This window comes from Agromyces seonyuensis, from assembly GCF_009789225.1.
Lineage (GTDB): Bacteria > Actinomycetota > Actinomycetes > Actinomycetales > Microbacteriaceae > Agromyces > Agromyces seonyuensis.
This window is the reverse complement of record NZ_WSTA01000007.1, coordinates 22,152-37,533: the sequence shown is the minus strand read 5'-3', so window position 1 is coordinate 37,533 and position 15,382 is coordinate 22,152. Positions and strand designations below refer to the sequence as shown.

The following is a 15,382-nucleotide window of genomic DNA, read 5'->3' as shown; positions in this document are numbered from 1 at the left end:
GAACAGTAGAACGACCCGCCGGAATTCCCGGCGGGTCGTCCATTCAGGCGGCCCGGTATTCGGATGCCGCGGGCGGTCAGTGTGCTGCGGCGTAGGCATCCAGAACGGTCGCGGGAACACGGCCGCGCGACGACACGGAATGCCCGTTCGCATTCGCCCATTCGCGGATCGCCGCGAGTTCCTTCGGGCTCTTGCCGCCGCCGCCCTTGCGGGCGCTCGGGGTGGACTGCGGCGCGAAGACGAGTCGGGAAGCCTTGATGTAGGGGGCGAGCGCGGCGCGCAGCTCCTCGGCGTGCGCTTCGGTCAGATCGATCTGATAGCGCTTGCCGTCGAGGGAGAAATCGACCGACTCACCGGCTCCGGCCTCGAGCACGGTGCCGTCCAGGTCGTCGACGAGCTGTTCGATGATTCGTTTCGACATACGCGGAATGCTATTCGCAATCGATGCAATTCCGACATCCAATCGCGAGGGAATTCCGATTTCCGGGGAATCCGTTTCGGAGACGGCGGGAAATGCGAGCCCCCGCGGTCGAGGAACTCGCACTCGGATGCTCGGGAACGGGATTTCCGAGCGCGCGTTCGGCTGCGCGGCGTAGATTCGAAGGCGACCGATCGGAAGAGGGGTTCGAAAGATGGTTGGACGGATCGTCGCCGGAGTCAACGGCTCGCCTGCGGACGAACGGACGGTGCGGTGGGCGGCGGAGCGCGCGTCCGCGCTGGGGGAGTCGCTCGAGCTCGTGCACGTGATCGACGGGGTCATCGGCGCGGGGGGCTCCGGAAGCTTCCTCATCCAGGCGCAGTCGGCCGCGAGCGAGTTCCTCGGCAACGGCGAGCGCCTGGCGCGCGAGATCGACCCCGAGCTCGACGTCGTGCAGACGATCGAGCAGGGCGATCCGTTCCGCATCATCGGCACCAAGGCCCGCGACGCCGACGCGCTCGTCGTCGGCAGCGACTGGACGGGCGGCGAGCGTGCATCGACGCGCGGGACGCGCAGCCTGAAGTTCGCGGCCGTCGCCGATGTGCCCGTCGTGGTGGTGCCCGACATCGACGTGCACGAGCGCGCCGCGGTCGTCGTCGGCGTCGACGGGTCGGAGCAGGCTCAGCGGGCGCTGGCATTCGCGGCGGGGGAGGCGGTGCGCCTCGGGGTGCCGCTGCACGCCGTGCACGCCTGGGTCGTGCCGCTGCTCTCCGATGCGAACTACGGGTTCGAGTTCACGTACCAGCCCGAATACGCCGCCGACCTCGAGGAGGGTGCGACGGCGGAGCTCGACACCGCGCTCGAGGGCGTCCTGGAGCGGCATCCGGGGCTCGACCTGCGCAAGCTCGTCGTGCAGGAGGACGCCGTGACGGCGCTCGTCGAGGCGGCGCGGGAGGCGAGCCTCGTCGTGGTCGGTTCCCACGGCCGCGGTGCGTTCGCTCGGCTCTTCCTCGGCAGCGTGAGCCACGGCGTGCTCACCAACCTGGTCTCGCCGGTCGCGGTCATCCGCTGACCTGCCCAGGGCCGAGTTCGCGGCCCGCACGACGAACGAGGCATCCGTCGACCGACGGATGCCTCGAGCGTCGTGGTGCGGTCGGCCTACTTGAAGTCGCAGGTGCGCTGCCAGGCCTCCACGTAGGCGAGGTCGTTGGCGCCGAGACGGAGGCGGCCTCGGGCGTGGCCGACGAGGCCGCCGACGCGGCGCGCGTGCTCGACGACCTCGACGGGCAGCGGCGCCCGGAGGTCGGCGACGACGCGCCGCTTGAGCTCGCGGTCGAGGGACGGCCACCAGAGGCCGATCGACGGCAGGGTCGGCTCGGCGACGCGGTGGGGCAAGTCGGCGGGGATGCGGTGCTGGGGGATGTGATGCACGACGGTGGACATCGGGTCTCCTTCACGGCCGGTTCGTCTTCGGACCGGCCGGAGGCAGCGTACGACGAACCGGGGACGGCGGCGACCTTCCTGGGGAAACCGACAGCTTTCGCAGGGAAACCGAAAGGTCCGCTCCCGGGCGGACCGCATCAGTCGAGGAACCGGTCCGATCCGGTGTGGTGATCGAAGACGAGGTTCGTCTCGGTGAGGGCGACGGCGGGGTTGGCCGAGAGGTTCTTCAGCACGAACTGGCGCACGTGATCGCTGTCGCGGACGCGCACATGCACGAGGAAGTCCTCGGTGCCGCCGAGGAAGAAGAGCTGCGCGACCTCGGGCTCGCGGCGCAGCTCCTCCGAGATCTGCTCCATGAGGTGTCGGGCACCGGGGCGGATGCGCACGCTCACGAGCGCCTGGAGCGTCGCGCCGAGCGCCGCCGGCGAGACCTCGGCCGTGAAGCGCCGGATGACGCCCCGCTCCACGAGCGAGCGCACCCGGGCGTGGCAGGTCGACGGCGCGATGCCGACGCGGCGGGCGAGTTCCGAGTTCGGCATCCGGGCGTCCTGCTGGAGCAGGCCGATGAGCGCGCGATCGGTCTCGTCGAGGCCGAGGTTCGGTACGGTGGGCATGGGAGGGGCCGCCTTCGGAACGATCACGTCGATTCGGAGCATTATGCCGAACGATGTTCGGCTACGCTTTCCGATCTTCGCACGATGCTCCACTATTTGCGCACCTGCACCGACGAGGAGTCACCATGCTGATCGGCGTTCCGTCCGAGACCAAGAACCACGAGTACCGGGTCGCCGCGACCCCGGCGGGCGTGCACACCCTGGCCGGCCGCGGTCACCGCGTGCTCGTCCAGGCGGGCGCAGGTGCCGGCAGCGGGTTCGACGACGCCGCCTACTCCGCCGCCGGCGCAGAGATCGTCGAGACCGCAGCCGAGGCGTGGGCCGCCGAGCTCGTCCTCAAGGTGAAGGAGCCGACGCCCGCCGAGTACGGCTTCCTCCGCGAGGACCTCGTGCTCTTCACCTACCTCCACCTCGCGGCCGACCGGCCGCTCACCGAGGCGCTCCTCGCCGCCGGCACGACGTCGATCGCGTACGAGACCGTGCAGCTGCCCGACCGATCCCTCCCGCTGCTGACGCCCATGAGCGAGGTCGCGGGCCGGCTCGCGCCCATCGTCGGGTCGGGCAGCCTCCTGAAGGCGGCCGGCGGCCGGGGCATCCTGCCCTCGGGCGTGCCCGGCACCGACCGTGCCCGCGCGGTCGTCATCGGCGGCGGCGTCGCCGGCGAGCACGCCGCGCGCATCGCCCTCGGGCTCGGCTTCGACGTCACGGTGCTCGACGTGTCCCTCGCGCGGCTCCGGGAGCTCGATGCCCGCTTCGACGGGCGCGTGCGCACCCTCGCGTCGACGCCGTACGAGATCGCCCGTGCGGTCTCCGGGGCCGACCTCGTCGTCGGGTCGGTGCTGATCCCCGGCGCCGCCGCACCCAAGCTCGTGACGCTCGACATGGTGGCCACGATGCGCCCCGGCAGCGTGCTCGTCGACATCGCGATCGACCAGGGCGGCTGCTTCGAAGGGTCGCGACCGACGACCCACGACGACCCGACGTTCCGCGTGCACGACGTGCTGTACTACTGCGTCGCCAACATGCCCGGCGCCGTGCCGGCGACCTCGACGCCCGCGCTCACGAACGCGACGCTGCCCTACGCGGTGCGGATCGCCGACCTCGGCGCCCCGGCCGCGCTCGCCGCCGACCCGGCGCTCGCGCTCGGCCTCTCGACGCAGGACGGCCGCCTCGTCAACGCCGCCGTGGCCGAAGCCCACGGGCTCGCGTTCTCGCCCGCTCGGTGAGCGTGACCGGATGCCCGTGCGACGGGCATCCGGAGCAGAATCAGGCGCCCGCGACGACCGGGAGGCCCTGGCCCTGCCAGGCGTCGATGCCGCCCGACATGTTCACGGCCTCGTACCCCTGCACCTCGAGGAACTGCGTCGCCTGCGCGCTGCGCCCGCCGACGAGGCACATGACGTAGACCGTCTCGTCGACCGGCAGCTCGGAGAAGCGCGCGACGAGTTCGCCGAGCGGGATGTGGTGGGCGCCCTCGACGTGGCGCTCCGCCCACTCCGAGGGCTCGCGGACGTCGAGGATGTAGGCGCCGTCCTGGGCGTGGACCTCGGCGGGGGTGATGGACTGCATCGGCTGCTCCGTTCGGGACTGGTACCACCACGCTAGGCGATGCCGCCCGGACGGTCGCCGGGCGCCGGGGATCGGACGGATGCGGCGAATACGCCGAAACCCCCCTGCGCTGCCGGGAAAGCGGCGCCCGTCTCGTAGGGTTTCCGTTGTGCGGCGGCTCGACGGTTCAGAGGGTGCGGACGGAATCCCGTTCGACACCGATGGCGATACTGCCCTGGCGTTCGCCCCCGAGTACGCCGACGCTCGCAGCGCCGCGCCGGAGAGCGTGACGACGGGGGCCCCCGACGAGCATCCGGTCGACCTCGTCGAGGCGACCCGCGAGCGGTGGCGGGACGAACTGGCCGCCGTCGGCGGCCGCTCGCCGTTGCTCCGCTTCGCCGACGACGAGCGCACGCGGATCGAGCTCTCGACCACCCATCCCGGCGGCCTGCCGCAATTCATCACCGGCAACTCGACGCACCTCTCGAACCTCATCCGCGACGAACTGGCGCTCCGCGCCGCCAAGCTCGCCGCAGGCGCCATCACCGACAAGGGCATCGAGCTGCGCTCGGTGCGCGGCATCGACTCCGTCTTCCTCGCGATCGGCCTCGCGAAATGGCAGCGCGGCGAAGACGCGTACCTCGCCCCGGTCCTGCTGTGGCCGCTCGCCATCCGCCGGTACGGGCGCGACTTCGAGCTCAAACTCAAGGGCCAGCCGTTCCTGAACCCGGCGCTCGCCCGCGAGCTCGCCGACCAGTTCCGCATCTCGCTCGACGCCGACGCGTTCGTCGCCCTCGCGATCTCGAACGGGGCGTTCAAGCCGCAGCCCGTCATCGACCGCCTGCGCGGCCTCACGGCGCACCTGCCGTGGTTCCAGGTCGCCCCGCGGCTCGTGGTGTCGAACTTCGCCGAGGCGGGGCCGGCGATGGCGCGGGATGCCCAGCGACTGGGGCATCCGCTCATCGACGCCGTCGCCGGCGACTCCCGGGCCCGCGCGCGGTTCGCGCAGCGCGACGAGCCCGTCGCGCTCGTGCCCTCGGACGAGCGCCCGCCCTCGACCGACTCGCTGCTCCTCGCCGCCGACGCCGAGCAGGAGCAGGTCGTCGCCGAGATCGCCGCGGGGCGCTCGATCGTCGTCTCGACGCTGCCCGGCACCGGCGGCACCCAGACCGTCGTCAACGCCATCGGCGCCCTCGTCGCGGCGGACCGCCGCGTGCTCGTCGTCGGCCCCCGCCGCTCGAGCCTCGAGGGCATCGCGCACCGGCTCGCGCAGGTCGGCCTCGGTGGCGCCGCCGTGACGAACTCGGGACTGCGCCGCGACCTCATCGCCTCGATCTCGCGCAACGAGAAGGCCGAGCAGCCGCGCATCGCCGACGTCGACGACGCGCTCGTGCGCCTGCGCAAGGTGCTCGTCGACTACCGGGCGGCGCTCTCGCGCACCGACGCCGCGCTCGGCATCTCGGTGCTCGACGCGCTCGGCGAGCTCGCCCGGCTCGCCCTGCAGCCGACGGCGCCGCGCACCTCCGCACGGCTCGACCGCGACTGCCTCGCGGAGCTCGCGACCGGCCGTGAGCGCGTCGCCGCGCAGCTCGCGCGCGCTGCGGAGCTCGGCGAGTTCCGCTACGGCCCGGGCGACTCGCCCTGGTACGGAGCCGCGTTCCACACGAGCGAGGAAGCGGAGACCGCGCACAAGCTCGCGCAGCAGCTCTCCCGCACGGGCGTGCCGCGTCTCGTCGACCGCGCCGAGCAGCTCATCGCCGACACCCGGCTGCGTCCCTTCGAATCGGTCGCCGAGCTCGGCGTCTTCCTGCGGCTCCTCCTCGACATCAAGACCACGCTCGACCGCTTCCAGCCCTCCGTCTACGACCGGCCGCTCGGCGAGCTCATCGCGGCGACCGCGCCGCGCCGCGAGGTGAAGATGAGCGGCGCCCACCGGCGCCAGTTCCGGCGGCTCGCGCTCGAGTACGTGCGCCCCGGCGCCTCGGTCGGCGACCTGCACGACGCGCTCCGACGTGTCCAGCAGCAGCGCACCCTGTGGCAGCGCTACACGACCGCGGGCGCGATCCCGGCCGTCCCCGTCGGCATCGACGACGTCTTCGCCTCCTACGAGCGCATCGAGGCCGATCTCGCGGTCCTCGACGCACCGCTCGGCATCGAGGGCTCGCCGCAGCGCCTCGCCGCCCGGCCGCTGCGCGAACTCCGCACCATGCTCGAGGGGCTCGCGGCCGAGAGCGAGGTGCTCGCGAACCTCCAGGAGCGCACCGCCGTGCTGCAGGAGCTGCGCGGCTTCGGTCTCGACCCGCTCCTCGTCGACCTCTCCAAGCGGCACGTGCCGGCCGGCGAGGTCGGCGCCGAGCTCGAGCTCGCCTGGTGGCAGTCGGGGCTCGAGCACCTGCTCGCCGAGGAGCGCGCACTGCTCGGCGCCAACACCGCCGTCCTCGACCGTCTCGAGGCCGACTTCCGCCTCGTCGACCAGGCGCACGCCGACAGCGCCGGCCCGAAGCTCGCGTGGAAGCTCGCGGAGAGCTGGAAGATCGGGCTCGTCGACCACCCCGAGGAGGCGGCCGAGCTCCGCGGGCTGCTCCGGGGCGACCGGGTGGGCGCCCGCTCCGTCGTCGAGAGCGCGCCGCATCTGTTCCGCTCGCTCGCGCCCGTGTGGCTCTCGAGCCCCTACGAGGTCCCCGCGATCCCCGACGAGCTCGCCTTCGACACCGTCATCCTCGTGGATGCCGGTGCCGCGACGTTCGCCGAGAGCCTCGGCGCGATCCGCCGCGCGGGCCAGGTCGTGGCCGTCGGCGATCCCGTGACCCAGACCCCGACGCCGTTCGAGACCGGACTCCGCGACGGCCCAGCCGGTCCCCGCACGACGGGCGAGGAGGTCGAGGGGCTCCACGCCGAGTCGGCGTTCGCACGGCTCTCCGAACTGCTCCCGCGGCTCGAGCTGACCCGCAGCTACCGCGCCGGCGGCGAGGACCTCGCGGAACTCGTCAACCGCCGCTTCTACGACGGCCGCATCGAGTCGCTGCCCTGGGCGGGGAGCTTCCTCGGGCACGGCTCGCTGAACCTCCACTTCGTCGAGGGCAACGGGCTGCCCGACCGCGAATCCGGCACCGTCGAGTCCGTCGACAACGAGGTCGTCAAGGTCGTCGAGCTCGTCATGGACCACGCCGTGAAGCGGCCGACCGAGTCGCTCATGGTCATCACGGCGAGCCCGCGCCATGCGACGCGCGTGCACCAGGCGGTGCTCTCGGCCTTCGCGAAGCGCACCGATCTCACCGACTTCATCCTGAAGGACCGCGCCGAGCCGTTCACGGTGCTCACCCTCGAGCAGGCGGTCGCGCAGAGCCGCGACCGCGTCATCTTCTCGGTCGGCTTCGGCCGGACCCCGCACGGCCGATTGCTCTCGACCTTCGGCCCGCTCGGCGAGCCGGGCGGCGATCGTCTCCTCGCGGTCGGGATGACGCGCGCCCGCCGCTCGATGGACATCGTCGCGGCGTTCCACGCGGACCACATCGACGACGCCCGGCAGTCGCACGGCGTGCTGGCGCTGCGCGACATCCTGCAGCAGACGGAGGCACGGCAGGCCGGCGCCCCGGCCGCGGCCGCCGACGACCGCGAGCCGATGCTGCTCGACCTCGCCGCGCGGCTCGGCAAGCGCGGCATCCGCGTCACGCTCGGGCACCGCGGCCGGCTGGCCCTCGCGGCCTCGCACGCCGGGCGCGCGGTCGTCGTCGAGACGGATGCCGCCCTCGCCGATCTCGACCTGCGAGAGGCGCTGCGACTGCGTCCGGCGATGCTCCGCGGGCTCGGGTGGTACTACCTCCGCGTGCACAGCTTCGAGCTGTTCGCGAACCCGGAGTCGGTCGCCGAGCGGGTCGCGGCGCTGCTCGGCAAGCCGCGTTCGGATGCCTGAGCCGACGGCCGACCGCCCGGACGCCGGCGCGTCCGACGGGGACGGCACGATCGCAGGCACGGAGCATCCGGCGGAGGAACCTCGGCAGCGCGTCATCCGCGCACGCGGCTCCCGGCGCGCGAGGCTCACGCCAGCGCCGGGGTCCGATCCCGCGCCGGAGTCGGCGGTGCCGGGCTCCCACGACGACGACCGCCCCGCCGCGCGGGGCGCGGGCGGGGCGGACGACGACCGGATCGCGCGGGAGAAGCCCCCGCACTGGTGAGTCCGGTTACGCGGAGTGCGAGCCGTGAGTGCCGGAGGCGCCCGACGACTGCTCGGCGAGCAGATCGCGGATCTGGATGAGCAGTTCGGTCTCGCTGAGCGGGACCTCGGGCTCGACGACGCCGGCGGCGAGGGCAGCGGCCCTCGCCTTGGCCTCCTGGCGCTCCTTGAGCTTGTTCATCGGCATCACGAACGCGAAGTACACGACGACCGCCACGGCCAGGAAGTTGATGATCGCACCGATCACGAGGCCGAACGAGAAGGTCGTCTCGCCCCCGGTGAGCGTCGGCACCTGGAAGACGAGCGCCTGGTCGAGCGTCTCCGCCTGGAAGATGAGCGCGATGAGCGGGTTGACGATGCCGCTGACGATCGCGTTGACGATGGTCGTGAACGCGGCGCCGATGACCACGGCGACCGCCAGGTCGATCACGTTGCCGCGGGCGATGAAGTCCCGGAATCCCTTGAGCATCCTGCTCCCTCTGTGGTCGACGGACCCGTCGGTCGGGTCCGGAACCGTCCACGCTAGCGAATCCGGCGGAACGGGGGACGAGGGGTTGACGAACGCGCGGGCGCCGGTCAGCCGGCGGCGGCGGCGCTCGACGAGGAGGACGACGACCCGGACGACGAGCCGGCGGACGACGCCGAGGAGCCCGACGACGACGAGGACGACGTCGAGGCGGCACGCGAGTCGGTGCGGTAGAAGCCGGAGCCGTTGAACGTCACGCCGACCGCGGAGAAGAGCTTGCGGAGCTTGCCGCCGCAGGCGGGGCACTCCGTGAGCGAGGCGTCGCTGAAGGACTGCTGGATGTCGAAGGCGTCGTTGCACACGGTGCAGCGGTAGGAGTACGTGGGCATTCGGGGGATTCTCTTCCGGATATCGTCGTTCGCGGCCGTTCGGGCGGGAGGACCGTCAGAACTCCAGCGTGCGCGTGGGCGTCACGACGCCGTCGACGGGCTGGTCGTGCACCTCGCGGGGCACCGACTCGACCACTTCGGAATCGAAGACGACGGCGTACACCGGAGGACATTTTCCCATCGAACCCAGGGTTTTGTCGAAATAGCCCCGACCCCAGCCCAGGCGCAGGCCCGTCGAGTCGATCGCGGCGGCCGGCACGATGATGAGGTCGACGTCGTTGATGGCCATCGGGCCGAGCAGTTCGCCCTCGGCCTCGGGCACGCCCGTGATGCCCGTGATCTCGGTCTGCTCCTCGCCGACCGTCCAGTCGAGCAGGCCGTCCTCCCGGGAGATCGGGAACAGCACGCGGATGCCTCGGGCCTCGGCCCAGTTCACGAACGGCCGCACGTCGGGTTCGGAGGGCATCGACAGGTAGGCGGACAGCGACGTCGCACCGTGCTGCTCGACGAGCGACTGCAGCCGCTCGGTGATGCCCGCCGATGCGGCGTCCCGCTCGTGCTGGCTCATGTTCTGACGGCGCTCGCGCAGTTCGGCGCGGAGGATCCGCTTCTCGACGTCCGGGTCGGGCATGGGCCTCATCCTAGGCCGCGTGCCCCGGGGACCGCCCGGTAGGCTCTCGCCATGACGAAGATCACCAAGGCCGTCATCCCTGCGGCCGGACTCGGCACCCGCTTCCTCCCGGCGACGAAGGCCCTCCCGAAAGAGATGCTCCCGGTCGTCGACAAGCCGGCCATCCAGTACGTGGTCGAAGAGGCCGTCGCGGCGGGACTCGACGACGTCCTCGTCATCCTCGGGCGCAACAAGAACGCCCTGGAGAACCACTTCGACCGCGTCGCGGAACTCGAGCACACCCTCGAGCAGAAGGGCGACGCCGCCAAGCTCGGCCGCGTCCAGGAGTCCTCGGCGCTCGCCGACATCCACTACGTCCGCCAGGGCGACCCGAAGGGGCTCGGCCACGCCGTGCACCGGGCGAAGAAGCACGTCGGCGACGAGCCGTTCGCGGTGCTCCTCGGCGACGACCTCATCGACGAGCGCGACCCGCTGCTCTCCCGCATGATCGAGGAGCACGACCGTCGCGATGCCACGATCATCGCGCTCCTCGAAGTCGAGCCCGATCAGATCCACCTCTACGGCGCCGCCGAGGTCGAGCAGACCGACGACCCCGACGTCGTCCGCGTCACGGGCCTCGTCGAGAAGCCCGACGCCGACGTCGCTCCGTCGAACCTCGCGATCATCGGCCGCTACGTCATCAAGCCCGAGGTGTTCGGCATCCTCGAGCACACAGCCCCCGGCAAGGGCGGTGAGATCCAGCTCACCGACGCCCTCATGGAGATGGCGAACGACGTCGAGGGCACCGGCGGCGTCTACGGCGTCGTGTTCCGCGGTCGTCGCTACGACACCGGCGACAAGCTCGACTACATCAAGGCCGTCGTGCAGATCGCGGCGGAACGCCCCGACCTCGGCTCCGACCTGCGCGCCTGGCTGGCGTCGTACGTCGCCGGCTTCGAGCAGAGCTGAGGATGGCACCCCTCCCCGTGCCGACATTGCGCGACGGCGACGTCGTGCTCCGGCCGATCCGTCTGCGCGACGGCCGCGTGCTCGAACGCAAGCTGCTCGAGGATCGCGTCTGGCTGCGGCGCTGGGAGGCGACCTATCCCGGAGGGTCGAGCGTCATCGACACCCGGGCGAGCATCCGCAATCTGCTCGCCCACGCTCGGTCCGGGCACGCGCTGCCGTTCGTCGTCGAGTACGGCGGGGAGTTCGCAGGGCAGCTGAACGTCTCCGCGATCACGTACGGCTCGCTCGCCTCGGCGTCGATCGGGTACTGGGTGTCGAGCACACTCGCGGGGCGCTCGATCACGCCGACGGCGGTGGCGCTCGCGACCGACTACTGCTTCTTCGAACTCGGGCTGCACCGCATGGAGATCTGCATCCGGCCCGAGAACGAGCCGTCGCTGCGCGTCGTCGCGAAGCTCGGCTGGCGCTACGAGGGGCTGCGGCGTCGGTTCATCCACATCGACGGGGATTGGCGCGACCACTACGCCTTCGGCCTCGTTCGCGAGGAAGTGCCGGGCGGTGTGCTGCGGCGCTGGCAGGAGGGTCGCGTTCCGGTGGGCGTCTCGACGCCGTGGCCCGAGGACGTCGCCGCCGCGAGCGTGCCGCTCCGCCTCGATCGGTGAGTCCGGCCGCCCCCAGTTCTGGGGAGTCGGCGTCCCATTGCCGGGACACGCCCGCTCGGCTGGCGCGGTGAAGCCCGTCTGATTCGTATCGTCGATCCATGGACGGGATCGGCGGGGGCGTGCTGGTGGTGATCGCCGCGGCACTCTGGGTGGCGTATCTGCTGCCGAGCTGGTTCCGCCGCCGGCAGTATCTCGCCACTGAGCGCAACGCCGTCCGGCTCCAGCAGACGCTGCGGATCCTCGCCGAGACGTCCGAGACGCCCGAGGCGGTGCAGGTCGAGGCGACCGCGCGCGAGGTCGCCAAGCAGCGTCGCCGCCTCAAGCGGTTGCAGCAGGAGCAGGACCGCGCCGCCGACCGCCGGGTCGACGCCCTCGTCGCCGCGGGCAGCGTCGTGTACGGGCCGTCCGAGGGCGCGAGCGTCGTCGAGCCGGTCGACGGCGTCGTCGAGTCCACGGCCGACGTCGCGCCCGCCGCGGGGGCCCCGGCCCCGGCTGAGATGCTCCCCGGCTCCGATGCTCCGGACGTCGAGACCGCCGGACCGGTCGTGCCCGCCGCCGGTCTCGAGCGGGCGCTGCGCGCCCGGGCCGCGCTCCGACGCGGGCGCCTGGCGTGCACGACGATGCTCCTGAGCTCGCTCGCGGGAGCGGGCGTCGGCGTCAGCATCCTGCTCGACGGCGGACTGGTCGTGGGCGGCATCCTGATCGGCGCGGGCTCGCTCTTCGCCCTGTTCGCCTGGTCGGGCCTGCGGACGCTCGCGCGGCGACGCATCACGGCGCCCGCCGCCGTGCCGGCCGTGCCCGCGGCGCCGACGGTCGAACGTTCGACCGCCGCCGACGACGAGCCGTTCGACGTGGATGCGGGGGAGGGCGAGGAGCACGCATGGACGCCGCAGCCGCTGCCGAGGCCGCTCACGCTCTCGCGGGGCACCGTGGCGGCGATGGCCATGGCCTCCGTCGAGGAGGCGGCCCGCCTCACGGCCGCGACCAAGTCCGCGGAGTTCGAGCGTCGCGCCGCCGAGCTCGAGCCGGAAGTGCCCGCACTGCCGGCCGCGGCCGAACGCCGCGAGCCCGAGCCCGAGGCTCCCGCAGCTCCTGCGGCAACGCTGAGCCCGTACGCCCGCATGGGCTACGTCGACGAGTCCGCCGCAGGTTTCGAGGGTCTCGACTCCGTGCTGGCACGTCGTCGCAACGCCGGTTGAGCCGGTCTCGATCCCGCTGCGCCGCCGGTCCGTCGAGGCATCCTCGAGGTCGGGCCGTCTCGGTGTGCCGGGGAGGCGCGGTGGGGGCCGGGTGGTCAGAACCACCCTCGGGAGCGTGCTAAAGTCGTACACGGCTCGGGCCCATGGCGCAGTTGGTAGCGCGTCTCGTTCGCAATGAGAAGGTCGGGGGTTCGAATCCCCCTGGGTCCACACTGAGCATGAAGGCCGGCACCGGAAGGTGCCGGCCTTCATCGTTTCCAGCGTCCCGTTCCGGCGTCAGTTCCGCGCGTCGTGCTCCCTCGGTTCCGGCCGCCGGCCGGCCGGTGCTCACTCCGCGTAGACGGACGTGATGCCGAGGTACTCCTCGAGGGAGAGCCCGCTCGCGTGCACCGCTGTCGCCGTGTCGACCCCGAGGTAGCGCAGGTGCCACGGCTCCCACACGTAGCCGGTGACGGCCTCCTTACCGGGCGGGTAACGCACGATGAAGCCGAACCGGTGGGCGTTGTCGGCGACCCACTGCCCCTCCGCGGTGCTGCCGAACGACTCGGCGATCGTGTTGAGGTCGAACGTGAGCCCCGTCTGGTGCTCGCTGTGGCCGGGCCGCGCGGAGTGGCGGTCGGCGCCCGCGCGGCCCTCGTTCGCGACGTACCGGTTGTAGATCGCGGACTGGGAGTCGTAGGAGCGGAAACCGCTCGAGATGTACAGGTCGAGGCCCTGCGCGGCGGCTTCGGCGCGCATCGCCTCGAACGCTGCGATGGTCTCCGAGGTCAGTCCGTTCCCGAAGGAACGCGGCAGCCCGTAGGTCTTGTTCACGACGAGGATGCCTTGGATGTAGGTGGGCTCCACGTTCTCGCCGCCGCTCTCGCCGCCGGCCGGCGGGGCGGTGCGTGCCCGTTCCTCGGCGGCCTGCTCGGCCGCGGCGCGGGCGGCTTCGGCGGCAGCCTGCGAGGCCGTCACGGCGCTCCAGGCGTCGCGGTAGGCGGCGAGGCGTCCTGCGGCATCCGCCAGTGCGGCGTCGTCGGCGAGGGCGGCGACGGCCGCGCTGTACACGGCCCGGGATTCGGCCGAGGCGAGTTCGGGGAGGGCGGCCGCCGTGCCGTGCGCGTGGGCCGCGCCGAGCAGTGCCGACAGCGCGGCCTCTGCGTCGTCGCTCGCGGTGTCGAGCCGGGCGACGGCGGCGCGCTGGGTCGCGGCCCGTGTCTCGAGGGCGACCGCGTCGGCGTCGAGGTCCTCGGACGCCCGCACCCGTTCGGCGCGTCCCTCGGGAAGTTCCGGCGAGGAGGCGTCCAGCTCGGCCGTGGGGGCCAGGATCGTCGCCGCGCGGCCGTCCGCACCGACGGCGAGCCCGGCCGCTTCGGCGAGGGCGCTGAGCGCGGTGCCGAGGCCGTCGAGCGACGACGGGTCGGCGAGCAGCGCCGGATCCGCCGCCGCGTGTGCGGTGGCACCGGCGTCGTGGGTCCGGACGGCGAGTTCGAGCGCCGCGGCGTAGTCGCCTGCCGCATCTGCTGCCTCGGCGGCGCTCGCCTCGTGCGCCTCCGCAGCCTCCTCGAACCGGGCGAGCGCGAGGGCGTCGGAATGGACGAGGGTGCCGCGGACGCCCGCGATGACGGAGACTCCGAGGAGCAGGGCGAGGCCGGTCGCGGCGATCGCGCGGTCTCGGGTCCTCGGGCGCATGCGCTCACCGTAGTGCGGCGTCGCTCGCCTCGGCGAGGTCCGCGTTCGGGGGTGCGGGAGCCGGGGACGCGGCGACCGGTGATGCGGCGGCCGGGACGTGGACGGAGACCGTCACCCTTCGAGCCGGTACAGGCGGAAGAAGTCGTGCTCGATCGGCAGTTCGGCGAAGCGCGTGAAGCCGGCTTCGATCGCGAGCCGGTTCACGGTGGATGCGCGCAGGACCGTGCCGAGGGCGGCCGACGGCTGCTCGGCCATCGAGGCCGGCAGGCAGTGGAGCACGCTCCAGCCGTACATGAGGCGTTCGACCGCGTCGCCCGGCGCCGTGAACTCGTCGGCGACCCGCTCGTCGAGCACGAGGAGCGCGCCGTCGTCGGCGAGCGAACCCCGCGCGGCGCGCAGCACGCCGACCGGGTCGGCCACATCGTGCAGCGCCTCGAGGATCAGGACGAGGTCGAACGCTCCGTCGAGCGAGGCGGCGTCGGCGAGTTCGAAGCGCATGTCGGAGCCGGCCTCGGCCGCGTGGCGGGCGGCGTCCTCGATCGAGCCCGGGTCGAGGTCGACGCCGACGACGTCGGCATGGGGGAACGCCCGGCCGAGGGCGATCGTCGACCACCCCTCGCCGCAGCCGAGGTCGGCGATGCGCGGCGAGGGCGCGTCCCGTAGCCGGTCGACGAGATCGCGGGCGGCGCCGAGCCAGGCATCCGGGAGTTCGAGGCTGAACGCCGGGCGGTTGATGCCCGCCTGTCCGTGCCGGAAGGCGGCGCCGTAGTGGGCGTACGGCACACCGGTGCCGGTCCGATACGCCGCGATGAGCTCGTCGAGGGCGATGCCGACGCCGGCGAGCAGCGAGCCGAACGGCGCGGCGTGCGCCGGATGCGCGGGGTCGACGAGCACGGGGACGTGCGCGTCGGGGAGCGCGAAGCGGCCGTCGGGCAGCGCGTCGAGGATGCCCGCGACGGCCTGCTGCTCGCACCACTCGCGCGCGTAGCGGGGGGCGATGTCGGCGGCCGTCGCAAGGCCGTCGGGAGTCAGCGGGCCGGTCTCGGCGAGCGTGCGGTAGAGGCCGAGGGCGTCGCCGAGGCGCACCGAGTACAGCTCGAGCGCGCCGAGCGCCGCCTCGGCGAGGCGGTCGGCGAGGGCCGTCGTGCGGTCGTCGTCCATGGGGCCACCCTGGGGGAGGCGCGGCCGACGCCGCCACCGCTTCGTGACGATCGAC

At 72.7% G+C, this 15,382-nt stretch carries 15 protein-coding genes and 1 tRNA gene; 7 read left to right on the top strand and 9 right to left on the bottom strand.

All coding sequences use genetic code 11. The features are described from left to right. Window positions 1-76: 76 nt before the first annotated feature. Complete coding sequence (locus GB864_RS02830; protein WP_160422838.1) at window positions 77-421, bottom strand: histone-like nucleoid-structuring protein Lsr2; 345 nt, start codon at window positions 419-421, stop codon at window positions 77-79. 211 nt (window positions 422-632) lie between these two features. On the opposite strand from GB864_RS02830, the gene GB864_RS02825 reads away from it, so the two are divergent. After that, window positions 633-1,490, top strand: a complete 858-nt coding sequence (locus GB864_RS02825; protein WP_160422837.1) for a universal stress protein — start codon at window positions 633-635, stop codon at window positions 1,488-1,490. 86 nt (window positions 1,491-1,576) lie between these two features. Here the strand turns inward: GB864_RS02825 and GB864_RS02820 are convergent, their stop codons facing one another. Together GB864_RS02820 and GB864_RS02815 are read right to left on the bottom strand one after the other, a co-directional pair. Then, complete coding sequence (locus tag GB864_RS02820; protein ID WP_160422836.1) at window positions 1,577-1,861, bottom strand: hypothetical protein; 285 nt, start codon at window positions 1,859-1,861, stop codon at window positions 1,577-1,579. A 137-nt stretch (window positions 1,862-1,998) separates the two neighbouring features. Continuing rightward, window positions 1,999-2,475 carry an Lrp/AsnC family transcriptional regulator gene (locus GB864_RS02815; protein ID WP_160422835.1) on the bottom strand — a complete coding sequence of 159 codons (477 nt, stop codon included), beginning with the start codon at window positions 2,473-2,475 and terminating at the stop codon, window positions 1,999-2,001. Between the two features lie 125 nt (window positions 2,476-2,600). Between GB864_RS02815 and ald the strand changes: the two genes are divergently transcribed. Further along, on the top strand, window positions 2,601-3,701 hold the full coding sequence (ald, locus tag GB864_RS02810) for an alanine dehydrogenase (protein ID WP_160422834.1): 1,101 nt from the start codon (window positions 2,601-2,603) through the stop codon (window positions 3,699-3,701). 40 nt (window positions 3,702-3,741) lie between these two features. On the opposite strand, the gene GB864_RS02805 is transcribed toward ald, so the two are convergent. Further along, window positions 3,742-4,044: a rhodanese-like domain-containing protein gene (locus GB864_RS02805; protein WP_160422833.1), complete on the bottom strand. Its 303-nt coding sequence runs from the start codon at window positions 4,042-4,044 to the stop codon at window positions 3,742-3,744. A gap of 79 nt (window positions 4,045-4,123) precedes the next feature. Between GB864_RS02805 and GB864_RS02800 the strand changes: the two genes are divergently transcribed. Continuing rightward, entirely contained in the window at window positions 4,124-7,936 is a 3,813-nt protein-coding gene (locus GB864_RS02800; protein ID WP_419672757.1) for a DUF4011 domain-containing protein, read from the top strand. A gap of 268 nt (window positions 7,937-8,204) precedes the next feature. On the opposite strand, the gene mscL is transcribed toward GB864_RS02800, so the two are convergent. The 3 genes from mscL to GB864_RS02785 form a co-directional block, all read right to left on the bottom strand. Continuing rightward, the gene (gene mscL / locus GB864_RS02795) at window positions 8,205-8,666 is read right to left on the bottom strand and encodes a large conductance mechanosensitive channel protein MscL (RefSeq protein ID WP_160422832.1); all 462 of its coding nucleotides are present in this window, start codon (window positions 8,664-8,666) and stop codon (window positions 8,205-8,207) included. Window positions 8,667-8,773: 107 nt separating this feature from the next. Continuing rightward, complete coding sequence (locus GB864_RS02790) at window positions 8,774-9,052, bottom strand: FmdB family zinc ribbon protein (RefSeq protein ID WP_160422831.1); 279 nt, start codon at window positions 9,050-9,052, stop codon at window positions 8,774-8,776. Window positions 9,053-9,107: 55 nt separating this feature from the next. Further along, window positions 9,108-9,683, bottom strand: coding sequence for a 5-formyltetrahydrofolate cyclo-ligase (locus tag GB864_RS02785; RefSeq protein ID WP_160422830.1), 576 nt, complete (start codon window positions 9,681-9,683; stop codon window positions 9,108-9,110). A 51-nt stretch (window positions 9,684-9,734) separates the two neighbouring features. Here GB864_RS02785 and galU point away from each other — a divergent pair, with 51 nt between their 5' ends. The 4 genes from galU to GB864_RS02765 all read left to right on the top strand — a co-directional run bounded on the left by galU (window position 9,735) and on the right by GB864_RS02765 (window position 12,702). Further along, on the top strand, window positions 9,735-10,631 hold the full coding sequence (gene galU, locus GB864_RS02780; RefSeq protein WP_160422829.1) for a UTP--glucose-1-phosphate uridylyltransferase GalU: 897 nt from the start codon (window positions 9,735-9,737) through the stop codon (window positions 10,629-10,631). Window positions 10,632-10,633: 2 nt separating this feature from the next. Continuing rightward, the gene (locus GB864_RS02775) at window positions 10,634-11,293 is read left to right on the top strand and encodes a GNAT family N-acetyltransferase (RefSeq protein WP_160422828.1); all 660 of its coding nucleotides are present in this window, start codon (window positions 10,634-10,636) and stop codon (window positions 11,291-11,293) included. Between the two features lie 98 nt (window positions 11,294-11,391). Continuing rightward, complete coding sequence (locus GB864_RS02770) at window positions 11,392-12,492, top strand: hypothetical protein (RefSeq protein ID WP_160422827.1); 1,101 nt, start codon at window positions 11,392-11,394, stop codon at window positions 12,490-12,492. A gap of 137 nt (window positions 12,493-12,629) precedes the next feature. After that, window positions 12,630-12,702 (top strand) — tRNA-Ala (locus tag GB864_RS02765). Between the two features lie 117 nt (window positions 12,703-12,819). Here GB864_RS02765 and GB864_RS02760 read toward each other — a convergent pair. Further along, entirely contained in the window at window positions 12,820-14,166 is a 1,347-nt protein-coding gene (locus GB864_RS02760) for a M15 family metallopeptidase (protein ID WP_160422826.1), read from the bottom strand. A gap of 111 nt (window positions 14,167-14,277) precedes the next feature. After that, window positions 14,278-15,327, bottom strand: coding sequence for a class I SAM-dependent methyltransferase (locus GB864_RS02755; RefSeq protein WP_160422825.1), 1,050 nt, complete (start codon window positions 15,325-15,327; stop codon window positions 14,278-14,280). Window positions 15,328-15,382 lie beyond the last annotated feature (55 nt).

Coding starts and splice junctions, on each gene's coding strand:
- GB864_RS02790 (WP_160422831.1), bottom strand. CDS start 9,052: ATGCCCACGTACTCCTACCGCTGCACCGTGTGCAACGACGCCTTCGAC.
- GB864_RS02805 (WP_160422833.1), bottom strand. CDS start 4,044: ATGCAGTCCATCACCCCCGCCGAGGTCCACGCCCAGGACGGCGCCTAC.
- ald (WP_160422834.1), top strand. CDS start 2,601: ATGCTGATCGGCGTTCCGTCCGAGACCAAGAACCACGAGTACCGGGTC.
- GB864_RS02760 (WP_160422826.1), bottom strand. CDS start 14,166: ATGCGCCCGAGGACCCGAGACCGCGCGATCGCCGCGACCGGCCTCGCC.
- galU (WP_160422829.1), top strand. CDS start 9,735: ATGACGAAGATCACCAAGGCCGTCATCCCTGCGGCCGGACTCGGCACC.
- GB864_RS02820 (WP_160422836.1), bottom strand. CDS start 1,861: ATGTCCACCGTCGTGCATCACATCCCCCAGCACCGCATCCCCGCCGAC.
- GB864_RS02770 (WP_160422827.1), top strand. CDS start 11,392: ATGGACGGGATCGGCGGGGGCGTGCTGGTGGTGATCGCCGCGGCACTC.
- GB864_RS02830 (WP_160422838.1), bottom strand. CDS start 421: ATGTCGAAACGAATCATCGAACAGCTCGTCGACGACCTGGACGGCACC.
- GB864_RS02815 (WP_160422835.1), bottom strand. CDS start 2,475: ATGCCCACCGTACCGAACCTCGGCCTCGACGAGACCGATCGCGCGCTC.
- GB864_RS02825 (WP_160422837.1), top strand. CDS start 633: ATGGTTGGACGGATCGTCGCCGGAGTCAACGGCTCGCCTGCGGACGAA.
- mscL (WP_160422832.1), bottom strand. CDS start 8,666: ATGCTCAAGGGATTCCGGGACTTCATCGCCCGCGGCAACGTGATCGAC.
- GB864_RS02785 (WP_160422830.1), bottom strand. CDS start 9,683: ATGCCCGACCCGGACGTCGAGAAGCGGATCCTCCGCGCCGAACTGCGC.
- GB864_RS02755 (WP_160422825.1), bottom strand. CDS start 15,327: ATGGACGACGACCGCACGACGGCCCTCGCCGACCGCCTCGCCGAGGCG.
- GB864_RS02800 (WP_419672757.1), top strand. CDS start 4,124: ATGCGGCGAATACGCCGAAACCCCCCTGCGCTGCCGGGAAAGCGGCGC.
- GB864_RS02775 (WP_160422828.1), top strand. CDS start 10,634: ATGGCACCCCTCCCCGTGCCGACATTGCGCGACGGCGACGTCGTGCTC.